The 24,360-nt window shown below is 35.6% G+C and carries 25 protein-coding genes, 2 pseudogenes and 2 riboswitches; of the genes and pseudogenes, 5 read left to right on the top strand and 22 right to left on the bottom strand.

Annotation, left to right across the window (positions count from 1 at the left end; genetic code table 11):
• Nucleotides 1-17: 17 nt before the first annotated feature.
• The 6 genes from pxpA to ACX5JI_RS19170 form a co-directional block, all read right to left on the bottom strand.
• Nucleotides 18-776 carry a 5-oxoprolinase subunit PxpA gene (pxpA, locus tag ACX5JI_RS19195; protein WP_459502625.1) on the bottom strand — a complete coding sequence of 253 codons (759 nt, stop codon included), beginning with the start codon at nt 774-776 and terminating at the stop codon, nt 18-20.
• 16 nt (nt 777-792) lie between these two features.
• Nucleotides 793-1,782, bottom strand: a complete 990-nt coding sequence (locus tag ACX5JI_RS19190; RefSeq protein WP_459502624.1) for a 5-oxoprolinase subunit C family protein — start codon at nt 1,780-1,782, stop codon at nt 793-795.
• Nucleotides 1,772-2,485 (bottom strand): 5-oxoprolinase subunit PxpB, encoded by a 714-nt coding sequence (pxpB, locus tag ACX5JI_RS19185; protein WP_459502623.1) that lies wholly within the window; start codon nt 2,483-2,485, stop codon nt 1,772-1,774. The genes ACX5JI_RS19190 and pxpB overlap by 11 nt, the downstream gene beginning before the upstream one ends.
• A complete protein-coding gene (locus ACX5JI_RS19180) occupies nt 2,485-3,252 on the bottom strand; it encodes an IclR family transcriptional regulator (RefSeq protein WP_459502622.1) in 768 nt (255 codons plus the stop codon). Before ACX5JI_RS19180 ends, pxpB begins: the two co-directional genes overlap by 1 nt.
• A gap of 162 nt (nt 3,253-3,414) precedes the next feature.
• A complete protein-coding gene (gene lepB / locus ACX5JI_RS19175) occupies nt 3,415-3,969 on the bottom strand; it encodes a signal peptidase I (protein WP_459502621.1) in 555 nt (184 codons plus the stop codon).
• Between the two features lie 21 nt (nt 3,970-3,990).
• Nucleotides 3,991-4,674, bottom strand: a complete 684-nt coding sequence (locus ACX5JI_RS19170) for a copper homeostasis protein CutC (RefSeq protein WP_459502620.1) — start codon at nt 4,672-4,674, stop codon at nt 3,991-3,993.
• Nucleotides 4,675-5,158: 484 nt separating this feature from the next.
• Here ACX5JI_RS19170 and ACX5JI_RS19165 point away from each other — a divergent pair, with 484 nt between their 5' ends.
• The gene (locus tag ACX5JI_RS19165; protein WP_459502619.1) at nt 5,159-5,503 is read left to right on the top strand and encodes a hypothetical protein; all 345 of its coding nucleotides are present in this window, start codon (nt 5,159-5,161) and stop codon (nt 5,501-5,503) included.
• 189 nt (nt 5,504-5,692) lie between these two features.
• Here ACX5JI_RS19165 and ACX5JI_RS19160 read toward each other — a convergent pair whose 3' ends face one another.
• Nucleotides 5,693-6,115, bottom strand: a complete 423-nt coding sequence (locus tag ACX5JI_RS19160) for an Lrp/AsnC family transcriptional regulator (protein WP_459502617.1) — start codon at nt 6,113-6,115, stop codon at nt 5,693-5,695.
• Nucleotides 6,116-6,272: 157 nt separating this feature from the next.
• Here ACX5JI_RS19160 and ACX5JI_RS19155 point away from each other — a divergent pair, with 157 nt between their 5' ends.
• Nucleotides 6,273-6,473 carry a DUF1272 domain-containing protein gene (locus tag ACX5JI_RS19155; RefSeq protein ID WP_459502616.1) on the top strand — a complete coding sequence of 67 codons (201 nt, stop codon included), beginning with the start codon at nt 6,273-6,275 and terminating at the stop codon, nt 6,471-6,473.
• 370 nt (nt 6,474-6,843) lie between these two features.
• Here the strand turns inward: ACX5JI_RS19155 and ACX5JI_RS19150 are convergent.
• Nucleotides 6,844-7,628, bottom strand: a pseudogene (locus tag ACX5JI_RS19150) (IS200/IS605 family accessory protein TnpB-related protein); the annotation flags it as partial.
• Nucleotides 7,629-8,074: 446 nt separating this feature from the next.
• On the opposite strand from ACX5JI_RS19150, the gene ACX5JI_RS19145 reads away from it, so the two are divergent.
• The gene (locus tag ACX5JI_RS19145) at nt 8,075-8,218 is read left to right on the top strand and encodes an alpha/beta-type small acid-soluble spore protein (protein ID WP_459502615.1); all 144 of its coding nucleotides are present in this window, start codon (nt 8,075-8,077) and stop codon (nt 8,216-8,218) included.
• Nucleotides 8,219-8,253: 35 nt separating this feature from the next.
• Here the strand turns inward: ACX5JI_RS19145 and ACX5JI_RS19140 are convergent, their stop codons facing one another.
• From ACX5JI_RS19140 to ACX5JI_RS19115, 6 genes are all read right to left on the bottom strand, one after another.
• The gene (locus ACX5JI_RS19140) at nt 8,254-9,207 is read right to left on the bottom strand and encodes a PLP-dependent cysteine synthase family protein (RefSeq protein ID WP_459502614.1); all 954 of its coding nucleotides are present in this window, start codon (nt 9,205-9,207) and stop codon (nt 8,254-8,256) included.
• Nucleotides 9,208-9,380: 173 nt separating this feature from the next.
• Nucleotides 9,381-9,770 (bottom strand): VOC family protein, encoded by a 390-nt coding sequence (locus ACX5JI_RS19135; RefSeq protein ID WP_459502613.1) that lies wholly within the window; start codon nt 9,768-9,770, stop codon nt 9,381-9,383.
• Between the two features lie 489 nt (nt 9,771-10,259).
• Nucleotides 10,260-11,420: an acyl-CoA dehydrogenase family protein gene (locus ACX5JI_RS19130; RefSeq protein ID WP_459502612.1), complete on the bottom strand. Its 1,161-nt coding sequence runs from the start codon at nt 11,418-11,420 to the stop codon at nt 10,260-10,262.
• 114 nt (nt 11,421-11,534) lie between these two features.
• Nucleotides 11,535-11,624: riboswitch (SAM riboswitch) on the bottom strand.
• Between the two features lie 244 nt (nt 11,625-11,868).
• Complete coding sequence (locus tag ACX5JI_RS19125; protein WP_459502611.1) at nt 11,869-12,498, bottom strand: YdcF family protein; 630 nt, start codon at nt 12,496-12,498, stop codon at nt 11,869-11,871.
• Nucleotides 12,499-12,812: 314 nt separating this feature from the next.
• Complete coding sequence (locus ACX5JI_RS19120) at nt 12,813-13,310, bottom strand: GNAT family N-acetyltransferase (protein WP_459502610.1); 498 nt, start codon at nt 13,308-13,310, stop codon at nt 12,813-12,815.
• A gap of 9 nt (nt 13,311-13,319) precedes the next feature.
• Complete coding sequence (locus ACX5JI_RS19115) at nt 13,320-13,898, bottom strand: GNAT family N-acetyltransferase (protein WP_459502609.1); 579 nt, start codon at nt 13,896-13,898, stop codon at nt 13,320-13,322.
• Between the two features lie 236 nt (nt 13,899-14,134).
• On the opposite strand from ACX5JI_RS19115, the gene ACX5JI_RS19110 reads away from it, so the two are divergent.
• Nucleotides 14,135-14,479 carry a hypothetical protein gene (locus tag ACX5JI_RS19110; RefSeq protein ID WP_459502608.1) on the top strand — a complete coding sequence of 115 codons (345 nt, stop codon included), beginning with the start codon at nt 14,135-14,137 and terminating at the stop codon, nt 14,477-14,479.
• Between the two features lie 153 nt (nt 14,480-14,632).
• On the opposite strand, the gene ACX5JI_RS19105 is transcribed toward ACX5JI_RS19110, so the two are convergent.
• The 5 genes from ACX5JI_RS19105 to ACX5JI_RS19085 all read right to left on the bottom strand — a co-directional run bounded on the left by ACX5JI_RS19105 (nt 14,633) and on the right by ACX5JI_RS19085 (nt 21,574).
• Complete coding sequence (locus ACX5JI_RS19105; RefSeq protein ID WP_459502607.1) at nt 14,633-15,961, bottom strand: YjiH family protein; 1,329 nt, start codon at nt 15,959-15,961, stop codon at nt 14,633-14,635.
• Between the two features lie 116 nt (nt 15,962-16,077).
• Nucleotides 16,078-16,593, bottom strand: coding sequence for a GNAT family N-acetyltransferase (locus tag ACX5JI_RS19100; protein WP_459502606.1), 516 nt, complete (start codon nt 16,591-16,593; stop codon nt 16,078-16,080).
• A 32-nt stretch (nt 16,594-16,625) separates the two neighbouring features.
• The gene (locus tag ACX5JI_RS19095) at nt 16,626-17,663 is read right to left on the bottom strand and encodes a phosphotransferase (RefSeq protein ID WP_459502605.1); all 1,038 of its coding nucleotides are present in this window, start codon (nt 17,661-17,663) and stop codon (nt 16,626-16,628) included.
• A 116-nt stretch (nt 17,664-17,779) separates the two neighbouring features.
• Nucleotides 17,780-18,982 carry a M20 family metallopeptidase gene (locus ACX5JI_RS19090; RefSeq protein WP_459502604.1) on the bottom strand — a complete coding sequence of 401 codons (1,203 nt, stop codon included), beginning with the start codon at nt 18,980-18,982 and terminating at the stop codon, nt 17,780-17,782.
• Between the two features lie 91 nt (nt 18,983-19,073).
• Nucleotides 19,074-19,178, bottom strand: a riboswitch (SAM riboswitch).
• A gap of 86 nt (nt 19,179-19,264) precedes the next feature.
• Nucleotides 19,265-21,574: an AAA domain-containing protein gene (locus ACX5JI_RS19085; protein WP_459502603.1), complete on the bottom strand. Its 2,310-nt coding sequence runs from the start codon at nt 21,572-21,574 to the stop codon at nt 19,265-19,267.
• A gap of 114 nt (nt 21,575-21,688) precedes the next feature.
• On the opposite strand from ACX5JI_RS19085, the gene ACX5JI_RS19080 reads away from it, so the two are divergent.
• A complete protein-coding gene (locus tag ACX5JI_RS19080) occupies nt 21,689-22,081 on the top strand; it encodes a VOC family protein (protein ID WP_459502602.1) in 393 nt (130 codons plus the stop codon).
• Between the two features lie 100 nt (nt 22,082-22,181).
• On the opposite strand, the gene cuyA is transcribed toward ACX5JI_RS19080, so the two are convergent.
• The 3 genes and pseudogenes from cuyA to ACX5JI_RS19065 form a co-directional block, all read right to left on the bottom strand.
• On the bottom strand, nt 22,182-23,177 hold the full coding sequence (gene cuyA / locus ACX5JI_RS19075) for a D-cysteate sulfo-lyase (protein ID WP_459502601.1): 996 nt from the start codon (nt 23,175-23,177) through the stop codon (nt 22,182-22,184).
• A 210-nt stretch (nt 23,178-23,387) separates the two neighbouring features.
• Nucleotides 23,388-23,489 carry a hypothetical protein gene (locus tag ACX5JI_RS19070; RefSeq protein ID WP_459502767.1) on the bottom strand — a complete coding sequence of 34 codons (102 nt, stop codon included), beginning with the start codon at nt 23,487-23,489 and terminating at the stop codon, nt 23,388-23,390.
• Between the two features lie 17 nt (nt 23,490-23,506).
• A pseudogene (locus ACX5JI_RS19065) lies at nt 23,507-24,273 on the bottom strand (CPBP family intramembrane glutamic endopeptidase).
• Between the last annotated feature and the right edge of the window lie 87 nt (nt 24,274-24,360).

The following is a 24,360-nucleotide window of genomic DNA, read 5'->3' as shown; positions in this document are numbered from 1 at the left end:
TATAATCCCCCTTTATCCTACTTTGGTGCACAAATACAAATGTCATTTAATTGTAATGTTCTGTATATTCTCTCTACAAATTGAACTGCATGCTCACCATCACCATGTATACAAATTGTTTGTGCATCAATATTAATAGTCTTTCCACCAACCGTCTTTACTTCCCCTCTCTTAACCATCTGCAATACTTGTTCAATTGCTATATCTTCATTTTTTATGAGTGCATTTTCTTCTGTCCTGTTTGTTAATGTTCCGTCTATTTGATACGTACGATCGGCAAACGCCTCTTGCACAATTTTCAGTTCATATCTTTCGGCCGCTTGCCTAAATTTACTATTTGCTAATCCATACAAGAATAAGTCTGGATTTATATCGTAAATTGCCTTTGCAATTGCATCTGCAATCTTTAGATCAGTAGCTGCCATATTATAAAGTGCACCGTGTGGCTTTACATGGTGCATCTTTCCTCCTGCTACTCTTATAAATCCATCTAATGCCCCTACTTGATATAAAACATAATCATATACTTCATCTGGTGAAACACGCATCATTCTTCTCCCAAATCCAATTAAATCTGGAAAACCAGGGTGCGCACCTATTTCCACATTATTTCTTAGCGCTTTTTCAACAGTTTGCCGCATAACAGTTGGATCACCGGCATGAAAACCACATGCAATATTTACGGATGAAACAAATGGAAGAATCTTATCGTCGTTTCCTATCTGATATGCACCAAATCCTTCTCCTAAATCACAATTCAAATCAATCGTAGCCATTATCTCTCCTCCTACTTTACGCTTGTGAAGCGATACATTTCTTTAATACATTCATATTTTGTTCTTGCTCTATGCAAAGTTCTGTCGCCTCTGTGATAGACGTCTTTGCAAACGTAACATAGTCACCTGGTTTCAATTGCGCAAGAATAGGTAAATCAACTGATATAACATTACCAATTCGCGGATATCCACCTGTCGTTTGTCTATCTGCCATTAAGATAATAGGATGACCACTAGACGGCACCTGGATCGTTCCAAATGTAACTGCACTTGATAGAATCTCAGATTGTTCGATTCTTTCTAGTTCTTCTCCTTCAAACCGATATCCCATACGATCAGCATAATTGGATACTTTATATTCCTTTGTGAAAAATGCTTTTAAACTTTCATTCTTGAATTGATTCCATTCAAAATCTGGAATGACACGAATCGTTGGGCTACGACTATATTTCGGTAAAATATGATGACATATCCCCCACATTGTTTTTATTCTGTCTTCATCTATCAATTTTTTCATCACACAATTTGCGAAGCTGGATGGTGTACCAATTTGAAAAAAATCGCCTTTTTTCAGTGCTCGGCCTTCTATTCCACCTAAACTCGCTCTTACATATGTACTTTTACTTCCCATACTACTAGCAACATTAATTCCACCGGCAAAGGTTACATATGTTCTACACCCAAATTGCATCTTCCCAAAACAAAGCATACTCCCTTCTTTTGCTAAAACCGGTCGCCAAGGTGGGACTGGTTCTCCATTTAATAGCACTTCCATATCTGCACCACCAATTGCAAATAGCGTCGTTTTCTTTATAAGCAATTTCGGTCCTACCATTGTAATTTCTAATCCAGCTTCATCCTCTTCATTTCCAACTAGCATATTTATCATTCTTAATGCTACTTGATCCATAGCCCCGCCAACAGGTACACCATATTGTTGATAGTTCTGCCTTCCTAAATCTTGAACAGTTGTAAACATCCCAGCCTGTAAAACCTCAATGTTCATGCCCTAGCTCCTCCATAACCATGTACTCTTCTTCTGATATTGGGGTAAAACGTAAATACATTCCGCTTTGCACATATGTAGGTTTTTCTTCATTTGGCTGAAACAACGCAATAGGTGTTCGGCCAATAATATTCCATCCCCCTGGTGTTTCTAATGGATATATTCCTGTTTGACTTCCACCAATCCCAACCGAACCAGGTGCTATTTGTAAACGTGGCGTTTGTTTTCTAGGTGTTTCCAGCTCTTTTGGCATACCACCTAAATACGGAAAACCAGGTGTAAATCCTAACATATAAACAAAATAAGTCGCTTCACTATGAAGACGAATTACCTCACTTGTACATAGACCATGATACGCTGCAACTTCTTTTAAATCAGGTCCATATTCCCCGCCATAACAAACTGGTATTGAAATATAATCACATTGTTTTTTCGTGTTATTTTGATTATGACGAAACAATCTATTCACGTATTCACATACAAAATCATACGGTACGACCTTTCTTTCATACCCCTTCCATAGTTTATATACATCATAGTAAACGGTTAAAGAAGTAAAAGATGGTACACATTCAATCAGTCCATAGAATGGATTCCCCTGTAATAGCCCTCGTAATTTTTGGACATTTTCATATATATCTAAATCAATTTCCTCTCCAAACGTAACAACAACTGCTTGATCTCCTAGTGCTGAAAATTTCATCATATCCCTTCCTTTTCACCAATCCAGCCAAGTTCCTTCGAAATTTGATACGCTGTTTCTTTTACTTTTGTAATAAAGTTTGGAATGGTCACTTCATTGTACTCTACTTCTAATCCTGAAATACTAATGCCAGCTATGACATGTCCATCACTTGCAAAGATAGGGGCTGCAAGTGCAGCTGTATGATTCTCAAGTTCCGAATAACTTATCGTATAACCTTCTCTTTTCGCCTTATGTAACCGGCTTTGTAACTCTTCTTTATCAACAATCGTTCCATCCGCAAATCGTTGTAATTGTACTTCCTCTATATACTGCATTTGATCATCTTCCGAAAAATGCGAAAGTAAAATACGCGGACATGCCCCTGCATATAAAGGAGCCCGCCTTCCAATCTCTGTGTATACTCTTACCGGTTGATCCCCATCCATTTTTTCAATATAAATGGCCTCATTATCATCTTGAATAATTAAGTTAACAGCTTGTCCAAGAGAATCTCTAAGTTTTTTCATATATGGCGTTGCAATATTTCGTACCGATAATCGTTTTGACACAAGTTGACCGAACCGTAAAAATACCAAGCCCAGCCTATAGCTTCCCTTTTTTGTTTTTTGTAAAAGACCCATTTCTTCGAGTGAACCAATCAAACGATATACAGAAGTTTTTGGCATGCCTGTATGATGAACCATTTCCGTTAACGTTAGTTCTTCATGTTCATAAAAAAGCTCTAAAATATCCATCGTTTTTACTGCTGTTTTATTTACGCTCATTTTAACTCCCCTAAGTTCCATAATTCGGAACAAAAATTCCATTTTTCGAAACGAATATATAAATTATAAAATATTCTTTCTATTTAGACAATATTTTTTCTCAAATAAAAAAAGCAGTGAAATGAATATTCACTGCTTTTTAACGTGTATACAAACCAATTCTTAATGCAGCGCTCTTGCTTGTTGCAACGGCCAAAACACCGCTTCACCTTTTCCGACAATTTGATCTTCAGAAACAAAACCAAACATACGACTATCTTTTGAAACTTGACGGTTGTCTCCTAGTACAAACGCTTTTCCCTCTGGTACTTTTGTTTTCCCTGTTTTTTGTTCTAACGTAAAATCAGGAGTTAATTTCCCTTTAGATGCCGCAGCCTTATAATCTGCTAAATAAGGTTCATCGACTGCTTTTCCATTTACATACAACGTGTCATCTTTATACTCAATCGTATCCCCTGGTAAACCAATTACTCGTTTTACTAAATCGTATCCTTCATTTCCGTGGAAAATGATAATATCAAAACGGTTTAATCCTTGTATATGAAAACCAACTTTATTTACAAGTACACGTTCATTATTTTCTAAAGTAGGCATCATCGACTCACCTTGTACAAGTGAAGGCGTAAATAAAATCCCGCGCACGATAAAAGCGATTCCGAGTGTAATCCCTATCGTTTTAATCCATGAAATAATTTCTTTTTTCTTGTTTTTCTCCATCGTTTCCCCTCATCTCTAGCATTATAGTGATTTTATTACTCCTACTAGATCTTGTACAGATTTTTGATCAATTTCAGCAAAACAAGATTTATCGTGCCTAGCCGCAGTACCAACATGTGCTTCTGAAATTCCTGTTTCATTTAATAACCATTTTATATTTTCTGTTGTCACACCGCTTCCAACAATGAGCTGTATATCACCTTGACTTACTTTTTGCATGTCATGAAGTATAGACATATTTTCTTCTATTTTTCCTTGACCACCAGAAGTTAAAATATGAGTTATCTTTGCATAATTACGTAATGTTTGAACCGCATTGATAGGATCATCCACTTCATCTATCGCACGATGAAATGTGACGTTCATCCCGTCTACAACAGATAATAAATCAGCTAATTGCTCTTCATCAATTTGATTGTGCTCATTTAATACCCCTAAAACAACTCCTGCAGCACCAAGTTCTTGTGCAATTTGTATGTCCTCTTTCATCATTTCAATTTCTTCTACTGTATATATAAATGACTTAGCATGCGGACGAATCATAACATGGATAGGTATATGTACTGCTTCCACCGCTCGTTTTATAAAAGCGTAACTTGGCGTTAATCCACCTTCTGTATATGCTGAAATAAGCTCAATTCGATTTCCACCAGCTTTTTCAATTCGTTTCACATCTTCTAAACAAGTTGCAATGACTTCTAGCATAGGGCTACCTCTTTTCGTACTTTTTTCACATTATTATACCGTAGTATAAATGAGAAACATAGGTTTCCTATTTATAATGTAAAAAAAAGACTAGAAAAGAAAGATTTCATGCCGTTTTTTGTATTATATCTATATATATTCTCAAATTTGTCCTATTTGCCACGCGAAATCTGCAAATTCTATAAAACAGTTACTCTTTTAGAAAATACCAGCTACTTTTCATTGATTTCACTAAATATGATCAGTCAATCTTATGTTGAGAAAATTAAAAATCTCTTTCATTTATTTCCATAATTATTATATTTCTGTTATTCTTTTAATATAATTCTAAGTTTTATCATAAATGATACAGGGGGCTTATTATACGATGAATACGAAAACAGTAACTAAGAAACATCTTCATTTTCAATTACATAATGAGGAATGGAATTTTGAGAAAACAAATGCAACTATTCCATTTCCTTACTTAGTATGGTAACATCTTATGCCGCGTAATATTCCGTTACTCATCGAATACCTAGCTTTCTTTGGCCTAATCTGTTGTTTTATTATTTATGATACAAATATAATTTTTTTAAGTACAGTCATCCTATTTGTATGCTGTGAAATATTGCTAGAAGTATTTAAAATACGATTTAAAAAATACATTTCTCATTTATATACTTCACTCATCATTATCGTTTGTCTCATCGCTAATTTAAAGGTTGATGGTTTATTTATATCTAGCCTATTCCCTGTATTCTTTATAAGCGTTCTTCTTGTTATATCCCAATATGTCTACATGCCTGAATATCACAAAAGAGAAAATACAAACGCAAAAGTCGTATAACTTCTCTTTTACTTGTTCATCAAGAAGTAACATGGGTATTTTTGCCCATTTCTCCGAAAAGGAGGAATGGGCAAAGTACACTCTATTCTCCTTTGGATCCCCCGCACATAGCTATCAAGCTAAGCTTATATAAGTCTAGCTTGATAGCTATGTGGCCGCATCCCTTAAATATCTTCAAAGAACCCTATTCTAAAAAATACATCTATATTTTACTGGTGATGATAAGTTAATTAAAGTTGATGGGTAGCCAAACTCCATTGAAGCATCTATAAATTCTTCTAAATGTTGCACCGATTCAGTGACTATTTTCACCAAATAACTATATTGTCCGGCTAATCTGTGGCACTCAAAGACCATGGGGTTTTCTTTGCAAAAACTTCTGAATTGTTGACATTTTTTTGATTCAAACAAAACAAAAGCCGTTACATTCTTATTTAATTTCTCTGGGTTTATAACTGCCCTATAGGCTGTAATAACATTTTTATCCTCTAATTTTTTTACTCGTTCCTTTACAGCAGGTGTTGATAAGTTCACCATTTTTCCTAGTTCAGTCATAGATATACGTCCATCTTCTTGAAGAATATGTAAAATTTTTCGGTCGATATGGTCCATTCTAAACATCCCCTTTTTATTTAAAGTAAAACGGTTATAATAAATAAATTTTTTAAGTCTTTTGGATGAAATAGCTAATAATTTGTATGTAAACAAAATTATATTATATTTATAATTTTATGTATATAATGAAAAAAATGTTATTGGAGGAATAAAAATGGGACTTGAGATGAGAAAATGTTGTGAGAAATGTAATAATAAAATTGACGAGCAATCTTTAGCTTTTATTTGCACACATGAATGTACATTTTGTGAGGAGTGTACAAAATTAATGAATTATGTATGTCCTAATTGTCAAGGAGAACTTGTCAAAAGACCTAGACCCCTATTTAGTAGTGTCTGCTCTCTTAACAGATAACAATACTACTTTATTAAGTTCGTAACGAATTGAACTACCCCACCTACCTCTACACGAGCTTGAGGTGGGAGATTCTCCTGTTTCTGCCAAGGTAAAAACAGTTCCTCTCGTTCAACAGAGAGGATACAACGATATAGAGTTCCGTAGTGTCCTTATGGAAGACGACCTATTTTATCTTCTAGCACAAAGAAAACAAAACAGGTACAGCTACTTTTTCTTATATCGAGGATCGAACACTTTGTCATGCATCCAGTTCCTAGACTTGTTATCTGCTCTGGTAATAAGCGTAAAAATCTGGGGCAAAGTGTTCTTTTTTATCATACAAATAGCTTTGCTAGCTTTTTCTTTTCATTTTCAAACAAGTGTAACCCTTTGTCTCCGGCATATACTGAAACACAAAATTCCCATATTTAGCATCTTTACGGCCAGATAGTATAAGCTGTTTATTTCGACCATGAGAAAATAATGTTTTCCATTTGTCATGGTTCCGTACAAACTCACGGATGGTAAATTGAGACTTAAATAGTTTTTTGCTCCCAAATACTACGCTTGGGATATTTGTTTGATAAGATGAAAGTTTTTGTGTTAAACGGAATTGTCTGTGGGTTAGAAGGCCAATTTTTGCCTGAATTCTTTTGATCTGAACATCTAAGTACCGATGCTCAAATAGATATTCACTCAGCCAAATTAGAGTTTCTTTTTTACGAGATAAGGAGATGAGGAGATGAGGTTGTTGTGCTTCGCGAAGCGAGTGTTTTTCGGAAATGTTAGTTTCCCCTTCACGCAACTTTGTTTGATTTTACGAAGAGTTGTTAGTTTTGTTCGTTCTTGTTTTAATTTTTTCTTGAGTTTCTTAAGCTTCTCTTGCGTTTGCTTCTCATATAGTTTTTGTAACTCCATTAAACCTGTAAACAACGCCTTCACTTCTTGCACCGCGCTGTTGGCATAGTAATCATTCAATTGGTATTTTCGTTTGAGAACAAGATGAAGACTGTCTGTGTGTATCTTACGATTCCAATGTTTTTCCCTGACGATTATTTGAAATGCAAAACGTTTCGCGCGATTAAATGTTTCGATTGTCTGTGTCAGTGCATCTACCATTTCATGCGGTAAATCGGTCTTATAGATTCGTTTCGAAAAATACGCTTTCTTCACCTGTTCTCACCCCATTTTGTTTGATACGATTATTATACACTAAAACAAACGTACGTTCTATAAAAAGAAACATTTTCTTAAAAAAAGATAAAAACGGATTCATCCCCCACCTTCACTTCGTTTAGAGGAAGGAGTCTTCTCAGTTAAAATGATAAAAAGTGGGCGGAACATATATAAATTACAGCAATCAAGAGTGATTTGAGAATAACCAAAACCATATTTAAACGAATGTGTGTTATTATATTTTTAATATGGAATTATATCACACTAGAAACTAAAAAAGTTTATTTTAACCCCGTTCTAAAATTGGAACGGGGTTATGCGTATTTAAGACATTAAAAACTACATTTATTTCATTTTGCATTTAATGGTTTATTTTCCAGATAGAAATTTCATTTCGGGGACAATTCAAAACATTCGCTTGATGGGCATGTGTTCCCCGCTACATGCTCATCAACTTAAGAGAAGCAAGTACACCAAAACGAAACAAAATGACATCGCCAAGTGAAAATGGATCTGTTAGTAGAGAAATCACAAAACGTCTCATATCATTAGCTGAACCACAACTTGGCGTTGGAGTTACTCGCTAACTTGATATAGTAAATGGATATTCAGGAGAGATAAATCATCTCCCTTTTTCTAATAAACTCTCTACATCCGACCACTCTTCTGTAGATCCTGCGTCTGGAAAAACTGTTACAACAGTGAATTCCGCGCCCTTTTCTTTTCCAATTTGTTTAGCAGCTAATAAGTTTGCTGCAGCAGACGTACCTATTTTAATGCCAGTTTCATTATAAAAACGTGCCATTTCGTACAAGGTATCTTCATATGAATAAGTCCATTGTTTTTCTATCAAATAATCTTCCTTTTCTAAGAAATGTTGTTTCCTCCCCAGACCAAATCCACCTGATCCAGCATATTTCTTTAAAGCATTTGGAGGTTGTTCAGAACCGTAAGGTAATTCAGCAGGCATTACTAAATGTAACTCGACATTAGGTGTATAATTCTTTACTGCTTTATACACCCCCATTAGAGTTCCACCTGTCCCAGCGGATGCTACCCAAGCGTTAATAGATTTCCCTTTCATTTGTGTAATAATTTCTGGACCTGTCCCTTCCAGATGACTTAAAAGATTAGCTTTATTATAGTGTTGAAATAGAAAATAGTAATCGGGATTTTGTTTACTAATCTCTATCGCCTTCTCTATTACTGAGTAAAATCCCTTTAATTTATCAACCAAGATAACTTTTGCGCCATAATTATCGAGTTCATTTAATAATGATTTTCCTAATCCAGAACTTAAAACTAAAGTACACTCAATACCTAAGTGATAACAAATCCAGCCAATTGACCTTGCTAAACTTCCACCACTATACTCTAAAATATGTTGTTTTTTAATCGTTTCTTTTAAATATTTATTTATCATTCCAAGTGCTGCTCTATCTTTTATCGACCCTGTAGGATTGTGCCATTCACATTTAGCATAGATAGAAAGATTCTTTGTTTCTTTGCACTCTAATTTAATAAGAGGTGTATTTCCGACTTTTCGAGAAAATTCCTCAAAATGATTTAATGTCATATTCCTATACCTCCTTCACATCTCATACTTACTAAATTCGCGTCTAGTCAAAGTACTTTTTATATTGTAATAGCTCTCTTACTAAGCCTTATATAAAAATCCCTACAAATGTTGTAGGGATTAATGTCTAAGTAAGTTTGCTACATTCTATTAAGTATCTAAAACAGCTTGTTTTATCCAGCTGCATTCATGAGTACAATTCTCCAACCATCCGGATCTTCTATCGTCGTTCCCTTCTCTATCCAATACGGATTTTCCGGTTCAACTTCATGATAGCCCATTTTATCTAACCGATTCGTTATTTTTTCAATCTCATCTTTATTAGGCATATAAAAAACTAGTAAATTATCTTTTGTCGGCGCAGGACATGGACTGCCATTAACATGCCTTGTGAACTCTAAATGATACTCTTCATCAGGTAATCCAAACATGACTCCGTCGTATCCTTCATGATTTTGAAACTCCCCTATACGCTTTAAACCTAATCCTGTTTCATAAAAACTTATAACTTCTTCAAATTTATCTGTTGGTCTTGCAAATCTAAACTGAACCCAATTCTTCATGCAATTCCCTCCCTTAAAATTGTAAAAGCCTTACAATAACTATTATATGTTAGAGATATCCGGATTAAAATCCATCATTCAGGGGAGAGCTATTTAAGATGAAAGACGTATAAATTAATACACAGTAGGACTTTGGTATGAAGTTTATTGAAATTTGATTCTATGAATATGCACCTAAAGATATAGAACTTCACCTTTTTCATATGCAATGATATGGAATAGACTATACGTGTTGTCAAACGTTCCAATCTCTTGAGGAAGTAATAGAAGATTATAATTATGAGCGTTAATCAATAGACACAAAAAAATGGATCCAGTACAATACCAGAACCATTTTTTAAGTGTATATTTTTTAAAGATCTTTTATTAAACTATCCATTTCATAGGAAACAGTTCATACATATTCAAAAGTAGTTTCTCTACAAAGGTCATTTCATTTTTACAACTCGATCCCGTTTAAAATATCTTTTCACTCTTCAATTGTCTATATCACACCTTTTCTGTCGATTGAAAGGCATCATCTGCTAGTAATGAGAGTGTGACATCATCCATCGGCGGATTGTGTAATCCAGCGCGAACATGTAAATAATATCGATGCAATGGATTCTTTTCAGATAAACTTTTCGCCCCTACAATTCGCATCGCTTTATCCACAACCGATATCGCCGCATTCGTCGCGATATATTTCGCTGCTGCTAATTCTGCTTGTAAAGATTGTTTCTCTTCTACCACATCATATTTTTTCGCAATTTGGTATAAAAAGGTACGAGCTTGTATGAGTTCTAACTCTAATTCTCCTACTAATCTGCGGATATTCGGAAGTAAGCTAATAGGATGATTGAGACTATTCGGTTGATATGATTTTGCGAAATGAATCGCATAATTCCTTGCAGCTTGTGCGATTCCTAAATAGCATGCTGGAATATGAAGTAACCATCCAACTCCTTTTCGTTTCGCTTGTGAACCTTTTATATCTGTAAAGAATTGATTCGAGATTTCAACATTTTGTAATACAAGATCATGACTAGCAGTCCCACGCATCGCTACACTATCCCATGTCTCCTCAATAGACACACCCTTTTCATTCCTTGAAACCACAAATTCACCTATCTCATCTCGCCCTTCAATGCTAGCAGATACAATGAAATAATCGAGCATTGGTGCCATCGTTGTAAAATTCTTTCTCCCGTTTATAATCCATTTGTCACCTTTTTGTACAGCTAACGTTTCTGGCTTTCCGCCCCGCGTCGGACTCCCTGTATTTGGTTCTGTTGCTGCCCGGTTAAACAGAGCGCCTTTTTGTACTTCTTCACAAAACCAAGAAAACATATCAGGTTGCCAAGACCGATTTTCAGCGAGCTCTTTCACGATTCCAAGATGCCAACCGATCGACAAAGCTGTCGCACCATCTCCCTCGGCAATTTTCTCTTGAAATAACACAAAATCATACAACGAAATTCCCTTTCCTCCGATATCTTTTGGTAACGTTAGCTTTGTATAACCAATATTTTGTAAATCTTTAATATTTTCAAAAGGAAAAGCCCCAAGTTCGCTCAGTTGCTGTTCCCTAGCCGCAAATTGAGGAACTAGCTCCTTTAATTTCTCCAGTATGAGAACTTGTTCTTCTGTTTCTATAAATGATAATGTCATATCAAGATCCCCTTTACTTTAAGTAATCCAGAAGCAAAAAACTTCAAATTGTTCTTCAAATTCCTACTACTAAAAAAACAACCTTACATATAAGAAGGTTGTCATCGCTTTCCCTTCTTATCTACTCGGAATTAGCACCTTTTCATTCTCGTTCAGGTTGCTGAAGTTTCATCGGGCCGTTCCCTCCACTTCTCTCGATAAGATTGTATTTGATTATGCATTTCTATTGTTTCACTATTCCTATAAAATTACAAGGTTTTCATTCGATTTATTTCTATAATTTGTTAAATCTTGATTAACCTTTTTTATAAATAATCGAAATGTATTTCGAATTACCACACTTCATTTTGAACTAACAGCACATTTGTATAAGAAAAGGATATATGCTCACATATTGAACATAATATCCTCTTCTTAGTCTAGTCTATTTAAATAAATCTATCCTTTCTTAATCACCCTTCAAAGTACGTAAAGGCAACGATGCAACATACCCAATATAAGAACATAATTCTTTAAAAAAGAACGGAATTTCTGTGTCTAATGTTTTATATGCTGATGTCGGGGTCGGTGATGCATATGCCTCCATCCCAATATGCTTCGCAATTCGCATCGCCCGCTTCATATGAAGAGGGTCACTTACAATTGTATATGTACGCAAGCCATTATCAGTTCCAACCTGCTTCGCATTCTTCAAATTATCTTCTGTAAAACGCGACTCTGTTTCAATTAATATATCTTCCGCCTTTACATTATGCTTTAATGCATACGCTTTCGCAGTACGTGCTTCTTCTAGCTCTGCTTCAAACTTAGTCCCGCCCGTAAAAATAATTTTTTTAATACTTCCCTCTTTATACAAAGAGATTGCATGATTGATTCGTTCGCGAAATACAGGAGACGGTTTGCCATTCCAAGAAGCTGCTCCTAGTACAACTGCAGCATCTGTAGGTACTTCATCTGTTTTAAATCGATTACTCCAAATATCATAAGCTGCATAACTTATAAATAAAATGATAGAACTAAACATTAGCAAGAACACTTGCCAAACTCTTCTTTTCTTACTTTTCTTTTTTTGTTTCATTTGTACTAGCCTCCGTGCATCATCCATACTTCTATAAAAAAATTAATATCTTTTAAATTATTGTATTTGAGTTTATTTGAAAGAAGGCACTTTTCTTAAAAGTGATCCGTGCGATAAAGGGTTTTCATTCAAATAGAGGATTTTTGTATTTACTATTATTTGTGGTTCATACTTTATAAGTTTCTCATACAACTCCATTGTAACGAATTTTTTCATAGAATGGAATGCTGAAACAAAAGTATATAAAAGAAGTTATCATTTTGTAAGAAAAAGAGGTATATTTTTCCCTTTTACAAGGATATACCTCTTTCCATTTACTGTACAAGCCAATATTTTATATGTTGTTCCTCACTTACACATGTAAATCCTGCTTTTTCTAGCACTCTCTTTGACGCAATATTACTCGCTAGACAATCTGCTTTAATTGTTTGTACATCTTCATTCTTCTGTAACCCCTCTACAAATGCTTGTGCCATCTCAGTTGCGTATCTATACCCTTGATACTTTGATACAATACTATATCCAATCTCTACCGTTCCATTTGCATCAGGAGAACCTTTACATCCCATATCACCAATAATCATGTTATCTTCCATATGAATAATCAGTCCACTCCACTTGCTTTGTTCGGGATTTTTCTTTAATTCTTCCGCAATCCATGGTAAAATTTCTTGATAATCAGCCATGGGCCATTCTGACGATATTTGATAAGAAATTATTTTTTGTAGTTCTGCCCTCCCTCTCATCGTTGCTTCTACAAGCTTTAACGTAAAAGGAATCATCTTCAATCTCTTAGTCTCAATATTTGTCATATACGTCTCCTATTTATACATGCACATTTTTTGAAGCAACTGTTCTTTCACATCCGCCCACTCGCTTGCAATAATGCTATACACAACTGCATCTCTAACGTAACCACTCGGTAATTTCCTTTCATTTCGCAGTACGCCCTCCTTTACTACACCAAGCCTCTCAATTGCACGTTGCGCCCTTTCATTGCGTAAATCAGTTTTTATTTGTACGCGTAACAGCTGTAATTCTTCAAACGCATATTGCAATAACATGAATTTACATTCTGTATTGATACTTGTTCTTTGGACACTTGGATGATACCACGTTTGCCCTAGTTCAGCCGTTTTATTTTCTTTTGATATACTATATAAGCGTGTACTCCCCATAATTTCATTTGTTTGTTGATCTATAACAACAAATGGCAAGTCTGTTCCTTCTTTATATCCTTTTACCGCTGTTTGCACATACCTTTCCATATCTTCATACTGATCCATTGTAGCTATTAAATACGCCCATATTTCTTTATTTCCTTCTACAATTGCAAACAGTTTTTCTACATCATTTGCATCCATTAATCGTAACCTTGCTCTATTGTTTACTATTTCCATATACAAATCTCCCTTTCTCTGTATCTAGCTATATAATAATTAACATCACAAATAATTTCAATATACAAAATTATCGTTATCTTCCTACAAAAATACATTCTCTTTGATTCGAAACTCTGTAATACAAGATAATAACACCTCTTTTATATAGAAAATGTGTCTTTTGCCTATATCCAAACAGAATAAACTGCATACGCTAATAACTAGTTTAATCATTTATTTTAGGAGGAAAAAAAATGACTTACTTTACAGATAGACCTCAAGGTGGACAGTGGCATCCTCAAGGCGGGGGTGGACATTGGCAAGGTGGACAGTGGCATCCTCAAGGCGGGGGTGGACATTGGCATGGCGGACATTGGCATCCTCAAGGCGGGGGTGGACATTGGCATGGCGGACATTGGCATCCTCAAGGCGGGGGTGGACAGTGGCATGGCGGACAGTGGCATCCTCAAGGCGGGGGTGGACATTGGCATGGCGGACAGTGGCACCCTCAAGGCGGGCACTGGCATGGTGGACAGTGGCATCCTCAAGGTGGCGGACACTGGCACTCTCAAGGTGGAGGCGGACAGTGGCATCAGTAGTGACTCCTTTTATAAAGAGAAACTTTAAGTAGCTAGGTTCTTTATCTTCACTAAATATGAAACAATCCCTATCTATTACATTACCTAATGAAGGCTTTTCTCCAATAAATAAGAGGACCCACCTATTTAACATATAGGAGTCCTCTATGCCTTTTAAAGCAATACATATGCAATTGGTGTAATAATAACTAATGTTAAAATCGTTCTTTGAATATACAAAATAATAAGTTCTGAAACTTTTAACGGAATGTCTGTAGATAAAATACAGGGGATAGACGCAGAGAAAAATAAAATAGATGATACTGATACAACTGCAATGACAAATTTAGTTACAAGCGGTGCACTAACGACAAGTAATGATGGTAAAAACATCTCAGCAATTCCAACTGATGCTGCTTTTGCGGCTAGTTCGGCCTCTGGAAGTTGCATTAACCATGTAAATGGATAAAAAATATAACTAACCCAATCAAATACCGGCGTATATTTTGCTAATAAGATACCAATTAATCCAACAGACATAATAGATGGCAAAATTCCCATCGTCATAATGAACCCATCTTTAAGATTAACCAAAATATTTTTCATCACACTTGGTGCAGATTTCGATACTTCTAATGCATCTTCCCAAGCACGTTCTAACATCTTCTCTTTATAAACTGGTTCTGGAAAACCTTCTTTTGTAATATATGTGTCTGGTTTTGTTCGTAATGGTGGGATCCTTACAGTGATAGCGGTTACAATAAATGTGACGATAAGTGTAGTCCAAAAATATAAATTCCATATGTGCATAATATGTAACGTTTTCGCAATGATGATCATAAATGTTGCCGAAACTGTTGAGAAACCTGTCGCAATGATCGCCGCTTCTTTAATTGTATACTTCCCCTCTTTATACACACGATTAGTAATTAGTAACGCCAAAGAATAGCTCCCAACAAACGAAGCAACTGCATCAATTGCTGATCGTCCTGGTGTTTTCCAGAGTGGCCTCATAATCGGTCTACAAAAAGTACCGATAAACTCTAATAAGCCATAACCAACTAATAATGCTAGAAAGGCCGATCCAATCGGAACAAGTAAACTTACTGAAACAACTAGTTTTTCATATAAAAACGGCCCTACATCAGGAGCAAAAAACCATGCGGGCCCTACTTTAAAACAGTACAATACCCCAAATACGACTCCAACAACTTTTAAGAATGAAAAACAAATATCTACAATCGATGCATTCCATTTCTTTGTATAAAACGGATATACTGCACCAATTGCCATTACAAATAAAGCATAGTACGGTATAACGAATGGGACTGCAGTCCGAATCCAAGATACAATGTGATCAATCATAATTGATGAAGCACCATTGATTGTAACAGGAACAAAAAACATAAAAATACCGACCAAACTTGCAAGAATAAAACGAAGAATAATTCTTTTCTCCTGCCCTACTTTTACTGTTTTGTTTTCTAATTCAATTTCGCTCAATTCCTCTACACCTCCAGTTATCTGAATATTCTATATAAATAGTCTATATTCCTCTTTTTTCTGTAAATAACAACTGTACAGTGTAAAATAAACAATCTATCAAAAAAGAATGGGAGCTATTTCCCCATCCTTTTTCGATACTTATTATGACCATCGATCTCGCCGAAAGGCTCAAAACCGTTGTATTTGTAGAAGTTGTTGAGTTTATTATTATTTGCAACACAATCCAGCTTTAAGAACGTTTTGTCAGCGTGCAGTTGATCTTGAATCCACATCAAAGTCTTTTCACCTATTCTACTTTTCATATACTTAGGAATAATCGCCAATCTATGTAAATATAGTGAATCAGAGAGAGCATCTTCTCCAAAAATATGACGATCCCATTCGCTTTGTATAGGAGATACTGTGAAAGTACCTATCATTTCATTTTCTTTTACAATAATGTAAGTGTTTTTATTGATTACAGCTTGAATGATTTCTTCATCATCTCCACCTTCTAAAAGATATTGCCACTGATCGATTCCTTTCTCTTTTAACCACTTAGCAACTTCTTTTAGCATATTAATAATGAAAATACTTTCATCGTTATGTGCAGTTCTAATTTGATAACCTTTAAGAGTATTTTGAGGCAATTTTTCTCCCTCCTTTTTATTGAAAAAAACTATCAATCTACCTTTAATAAGGAATATAAATTTTCTCCTCGTGATTTAAAAAGTTCTAGATGTTCTTCAAGTAACTTTTCACAATCTTCTTCTAAAATTTCAAGTGTCTTGTTAACGAAATTCCAATTCAAGCAACCAGACAACCATAATAGTGAGGATAATCTTTCATAATTAGTCGAATCTAAGAAATCTCCTGAACCATATCCCTTCAAAAATGCTTCAGCAACTTTAGGACAAACTTCATGTGAAGATATCCCTTTCGTCCGAGAATACCATTTCATAAGCCAGGCTAATCCTTCAATTCTGTCTCCATAGTTAATTGATTCAAAATCTACAATCCCGTTCATGTTACGCTTATCATCCCATAGGATATTAAGCGGATTTAAATCTGATTGCATAATAAAATTCAAATTGTCCGAATGCGCTGTAGCTATATGGTATTCCGCCAATTCTAGATAATTTTGTAACGCTTTATTGCACGTACTTACGTTACTTTGCTGAGTTATCTTATTACGAAGTAATGCTATAAATTCTGTATATCCGACCAAATGAGATTTTTTTATAAACGCGGCACTTTCAAAACTACCCGAAATATCATGACACTTTCTTGCCTCTCTACCAAATGCCTCGGCAATATTTTCATCACAATATGTAATATGTCTACCTTCTATCCATTCCGATAATACAAATCGATACATTTCATCATTCCATATAAAAGAAATAAATGGATGACTCGTAGATGGTTGTATAATTCTCATAAAAGGAATGTCATGTTCTCTTAAATAATACGAAAACCGTATTTGTTCTTCTAATTGCTTATTTGTTATATGCCCGAAAGCAGGATTTCCTGTTCGATTTTCACCTAAAAATCTTGCGGAATATCGTTTTCCATTCACGCTAATTTTATAATGTAAATCTTTATGCCAACTACCTTCGTGTAAATTTTTTTCTATTTTTAATGTATGAATCTCTTCAAAGTAATTCGTTACTACTTTCTTGACCATTTGTTCTTCTTTTTTTAATCCATAAATTAAAGTCATACTTTCCCGCCATTCCTTTACCTTTTTATCCCTCTTCCAGTCACATCAAAAAAAAGGTTTAGAGACTCCTTTCTCCAAACCTTTTATAAACGAATATCTCTGTACTGTAGCTCACATTACTGATTTCGCTGCACCTCTCTAAATTCCTCCTTAATTTTATCCAATGTTCCCTCTTCTGTAAGTAAGCGATACGCCGTGTAAGCTAAAGCTTTTGCTGATGTAAACAATGCTTTATCTCCAAGTTCCGAACGAGCTGCTTCTCTAAATTCATTCGTATGTGCAATTAAATCATCTGGACCAATTTTGATATAAGGGTGAATCGTTGGTACAACTTGACTCACATTCCCTGCATCTGTTGAACCGATGCCCAGCCTTTCTTTACGATTTACCTCTTCACCAAGGTTTTCTAATTCCTCAGCAATCACTTCATTAAATGTTTTTGTTACTAATAACTCATCAATTTCATTTTGGAACTGATTCACTTTTACTGTTGTCCCTGTTGCTAGTGCAGCTCCTTTCGCAATGTTTCGTACCTTTTCTGTCACTTCAGCGCACTTTTGACGTGTTGCTGCGCGAATAAAGAAACGTGCTGATGCGTAATCTGGAATAATATTTGGTGCCTTCCCGCCTTCTGTAATGACACCATGGATTTTCACATCTGACGGAAGCTGTTGACGCAGTGCGTTAATACCATTGTAAAGCTGAATAATGGCATCTAATGCATTAATGCCTTTCTCTGGTGAAGCAGCTGCATGTGCCGATTTTCCATAAAAGTGAAAGTCAAGTGGGTCAACTGCTAGTGATGGACTCGTTGTTGCTGTTTTTCCGCTTGGGTGAATCATAAGTGCAGCATCGATGTTATGAAACAATCCTGCCTTTACATAACTTGCTTTCGCACTTCCATTTGGTCCACCTTCTTCTGCTGGTGTCCCAAATACAACAATTTCACCGCCAACTTCCTCAATTGTTTCTGATAATGCAACGGCCGCCGCAACACTTATTGTTCCAATTAAATTATGCCCACACGCATGACCTAATCCAGGCAAAGCGTCATATTCTGCTAAAAAGGCAATTGTAGGCCCGTGTTTCCCTGAGCTTTTCCGTGCGATAAAACCTGTTTCATGTCCTGCTATATTGTGCTGAAGCTGGAATCCTGCACTTCCTAACAATAAACTTAACGTTCTAGATGCAAAAAACTCTTGGTTGCCGATTTCAGGATTCGCGTGAATATCATGACTTGTTTGTAAGTATTTTTCTTTATTTCTTTCTATACTTTCCGTAATCGTATTTCTGTGTGACGTTACTTGTGTTGTTGTCATTTTCCCCGTCCTCCTTTAAATTCACATGCAAAAAACCTCTTCCTAAAAGATAGAAAGAGGCTTAAAAATACAAATTCAAAAATAGCCGTCTTTCTTATCTTTCAAGTCCTTCACTTGCTGGAATTGGCACAGTATTCATATTGAATCCGCTGCCGAGGTTTCATAGGGCCAGTCCCTCCACCTCTCTTGATAAGAAATTTATTTTTATTTTCAAAAAATAATATGAAATTAATTTCATTCTAGTTTTATTCCGACTAAATGTCAAGGAATTCCGTTCTGATTTTACCGAATATCTAAAAATCCTTTTAAAACGCCAATTGTTTCAGGAGCTTGTAATCTTGCACATATATAAGGAAATTCTGGACTCCCTTCAAACATCATTTGAGATGTTAACGGAGCACCTACCCACAAGATTTCATCGTCAATTAGTAAAAATGGGAGCGATTTATTTTGCCTTTGTACTCTCACGTTTTTTAATGGAATTGGTCCATCGCTATAGATTGTTACCTGCGCCGCCATCCGCATTAACGCCTGCCATACTCTTTTATCTACTTGTCTTGTACTTGGAAGGGAAATGATAATTTTTTGTTTTGCTGAAAGAATATCTTTTAATAATCTATTCGTCTCTTCCAAATTCATTTGCATAAACCATTTTAAGCGTTTTGTAATTTTCCGTTCTAGCAATGGACGTGACGACCTGCGATCATATACATTTCCGTGTCTTTCTATGTGGGAAGTTAGATTAGATAGCGCTTGTTTTCTAGAAAGATTTCGCCGCATATACTGGCAATCCGATAACTGAATGAACTTCCCTCTTGCCCTCGTTACCGCAACGTTTACAAGACGATGATTTTTATGATCAAAAAACAGTACGCCAGGTCTTTCTTGCGGATAACTATCGACTGTATCAAAAATCATCATATCTCGTTCTGATCCTTGAAATTTATGAACTGTCGCTGCTAGAACAGGTGTATTTCGGTACTTTGTTTTTTGCAATATTTCTCTTATACATGTTGATAAAAAGCGAGACTGCGCGCGATATGGCGTAACAACTCCAATCGATTGAACACCATCTAACAATCCAATTAAAATCATCTGCATCGCAATTAACCCCGACATAATATTGAAACGAGAGCCAGAAGCCGCATCTTTTAAAGAATAAGCTCCCATTAAACTTGTATCAAATAATACTGTTGCTTCATTTGCAAATGGCTGTAATTGCGCTAATTCTTTCCTTGCTGAAACAGAAGGATGATCGAACACTCTATTCTTATAAATAAATGAGTTTGTAAATTTAGATATATCCGCATGCATACGTCTTTGCTCTTGTAGCATAAATAAATTCGGATGCGCTTCATAACTATTTACCGATTGCACAATCCCCGCATGATAAAACATATCTTCTCCTAACCACTTTCTAACAAGCTCGTGATTTGCCATCGCAATTGGAGGTAATTGTAAAAAATCACCACAAATGACAATTCGCTTACCAAGAGACGCCGCCAATGCGATTTGCGGCACATATGCCATACTCACTTCATCTACAACAATTAAATCAAATGTTCGTTCATAAATAAGAGAATCAATGGCACATTTTGATAGTGTTGCACCAATTACTTTTGCATTTTCAATATATTCTCTTTCTACTTCTTTAATTTTCGCTCTTTGTTTTCTAAGATCTCCTTCAATTTCTTGCATCCGCTTTTTATCAGAAGCAGTTGCTTTATATGATAAGATTTTTTGGCGAAGATCTTGACGCATTTCTTCTAAATAAAGCTTCTCTTCTCCCCATGAGCCATTCGTTGTTTCCACTAATCTGGAAGCTAACAGTGTATCATGATTACGTATATGTTCATGTTGACTAAACCCATAACGAACGATTTCTCCTGGTGTCCACTTTTCCTTCTTTTCGATTTGCTTTGTTACTTCACTCATTAACACATCCACGGCCGCATTACTATGAGCTAATACAAGTACTGATTTTCCTTTTTGGTAATGTGCTGAAATAACACGTGATAAATTATAAGACTTTCCTGTTCCCGGTGGTCCCCACACATACGTCGTCGCATTGTAAAAAGAACGATATGCAAGTTCATTCTTCTGGTTTTTCATCTTTTCTATATGCTTTGGTATGCTCTTTCCATCTAAAAGACGCTTTACCCGCTGACGCTTTTGTTTATCTTTTCGTATTTCTTTCAACCGCTCTTGCAGTTGTTCTAGTAACTGCCATGGCTCACTATATAAAATCGCTTCTCTTATTTCACCTTGTATATAATCATTTAATTTCAGTTCAATTTCTAACCCATGTACAGATAGCACTTCTCCCGTTGCTTCCTCACCATCAAATTCAATTCGAATGGGCGTACCATCAGGTAAGCTCACTTCCGAGATAAGCTGAAATACATATACCGTACTCTCATAATCTGTATATAAAAAACGGCCATTTATAATAGATAGCTTACTACCGCCTATCGTTTTCCAATGTTTAATCTCATATGCTAATGCTTGATGCCACTCTTTCATCGTTTCCGTTAATGAAGGAGTTTGCGAAGTTGTATTCATCTTTTTGTCTCCTTCCTTCTCTCCAAACATACTTTCTCACTATATCATAGAACGCCGTAAACTTTGTAAGGTTTTTATCTTGCTTATTTTCTTAATTTTCAATATTATGATACATATAAAATTTATGGAAAGAAGGAAGCCATCATGCCAGTAAGAAGAATTGAACACGTCGGAATTATGGTTGCAAACTTAGAAACATCCATCTCATTTTATGAGGAGGTCGTTGGACTAAAACTTATTAAACGCATGGGACATCCAGACCCAAACTTAAAACTTGCTTTTTTAGGTGTAAAAGACGCAAAAGAAACCATTCTTGAATTAATTGAAGGTTACAACCCTTCTCTTCCTGCAGAAGGAAAAGTACATCATATTTGCTTTAAAGTGGATTCATTAGAGGATGAAATGGAAAGACTGAAAAAATTAGGAGTCACTTTTTTATTAAGTGAAGAAATTGAAACACTGCCAGATGGAACTCGTTATATTTTCTTCGCTGGTCCTGATGGAGAGTGGATCGAATTTTTTGAGACGGAGCGATGAAGTTAATGTTTCATTTCCAAAATAAATAACCAGCACCGCATACTTCGGTGCTGGTTATTTCATCTTTTCTTTATGTTTATCTTAATGAAACAATTAAACCTTAAGAAAAAAGAGATGTATTCGCATATAACGCCGGTGAACCACCTGAATGCACAAATAAAATATTATCTTCCTTCTTAAATGTACCCTTTCGAATTAGGTCGATAAGCCCAGCTACTGCTTTCCCTGTATATACCGGATCAAGTAAGATCCCTTCTGTTTTTGCTAATAGCTGAACCGCTTCTATCATTTCAGCTGTTGGTAAAGCGTATCCTGGTCCAACGTACTCATCGAAACATGTAACAGCCTCACGCGGAATAAAGTTTGGAATCCCAACGTGTGCTGACGTTTCTTGTACAAGGTTGAATACTTTTTCTTCTTGTTCCGCTTTTCCGCGGCTTACATTGATTCCAATTACCGGTATTCCCGTTTGATTTCCATAAAACCCAGTGATTAAACCACCATGCATGCCCCCGCTACCACTTACACAAACAACGGTATGAAAATCAATTCCTTGTTCAAATGATTGAGTCATAATTTCCTGGGCACATGCAATGTATCCCATCGCACCAGTAGGGTTAGACCCTCCAACTGGAATTACATATGGTGTATGCCCTTTTTCTGTTACTTCTTTCGCTACTTTTTGCATCTCATCCATAAGGTCGGCTCCATTTGGCACAACAATGACATTCTCAGCGCCTAATAGATGATATAAAAAGTAATTCCCATTAAAATCTGGCTTTTCTTCCGGTTCAAGTCCTTCTTCTAATACAAGGATACACTTCATTTTCTCTTTTACCGCTGCCGCTAATGTTAAACGACAATGATTGGACTGAATACCGCCAGCCGTAATTAACGTATCTGCACCTTTTGCCTGCGCATCTGCCACAAGAAACTCTAACTTTCTTGTTTTATTTCCACCAGCTGTTAAACCAAGTAAATCATCTCGTTTAAAATAAATAGAAGGTCCTCCTAGTACTTCAGAAAAGTGATTTAATTTTTCGATTGGCGTAAATGACTCTGTATATTTCTTTCTAGGGAATTTTGCTAAGTTCATACTAACTCTCCTTCTTTATCCTCTATTCAAGATTCATACGTACAATTAACGTATTCTCACATGTTCTGCTTACTGATTATAACCGTTACACTTTTAATGAAAGAAACTTTATGTAGTAAAAACAACTTCAATGTTTTTTTCGAAATAGATTATTTTCAGGAAACATTTTTCAGTATACTTGATTCATCGTAGTAAAGCGACTTTAATGATTTAAAAACCTGATTCCCTATACTCTGTTGCACCGACAAGAATATTCTTTTTATCATCAACTATTACATCGCGTTCCATTTGTATCATTTTTCCATTATGAATAGATTACTTTATCTTTGTTAACCTGTTAATAATGTACTTTTTCTCTTTATCACTACTTTATACACGATAAAGACGCAAATTCCAAAGATAAGAGTTGAACAGGCTGGCAAAATCTTATCACTGGAATTTGGCACGTATACGCTCCCAAAAGAATTAAGAAGTGCATGGAAAATTAGACACATAAAAATACTTTTAGTTGCATTATAAATTGTAGTATATATGAAGGATACGGCAATTATCATGATTATAAAGTATATAAAGCTTCTTTGAGATTGGTTCGTGCCTGGAATAAACCATAACGGCAGGTGCCAAACAGCCCATATTATGCTCACAATCATGGTGCTTAAAAATAAAGAAAACTTTTTTGAAGTGCAGGTTGCAAGAATCCCCTCCATCCGATTTCCTCAACTCCACCACCAATAATCATTATTGGAAAATTAAGTAATGCAACGTATAATGGCTTGTGCATCGTTACCCCACCAAATAGCGTTGGCAGATAACAACTAATAAAAGCTAGAACAATGATCAGAATATACCATGTAAAATGATGTTTAGCGTTAACAATGTTTTTGATAAAAACTCTAAACTCCTCTTTTGATCCATATTTTTTCTTTAAACTAATTGCACTAATTGCTGGCGTGATACCTCCGAAAACAAACAATATCATTGCTAATGGAGTACCGAATGTGGTAACGTTCCATTTTATCAAGCAACTTAATATTCCCCAAAGTGTCCATGTAAGTATGAACGTACATATTAAATAGCGTTTAACATCATTATTCATATACCTATCCCTATCCCTCTTTATCATGATTAGATTATAAAATGAATATAGCTTGGTACATAAAAAGATTCATATGCATTGTAAACA

This window comes from Bacillus sp. C1 (assembly GCF_054570475.1).
The sequence above is the reverse complement of the archived record's forward strand: the minus strand, read 5'-3'. Positions and strand labels throughout refer to the sequence as shown.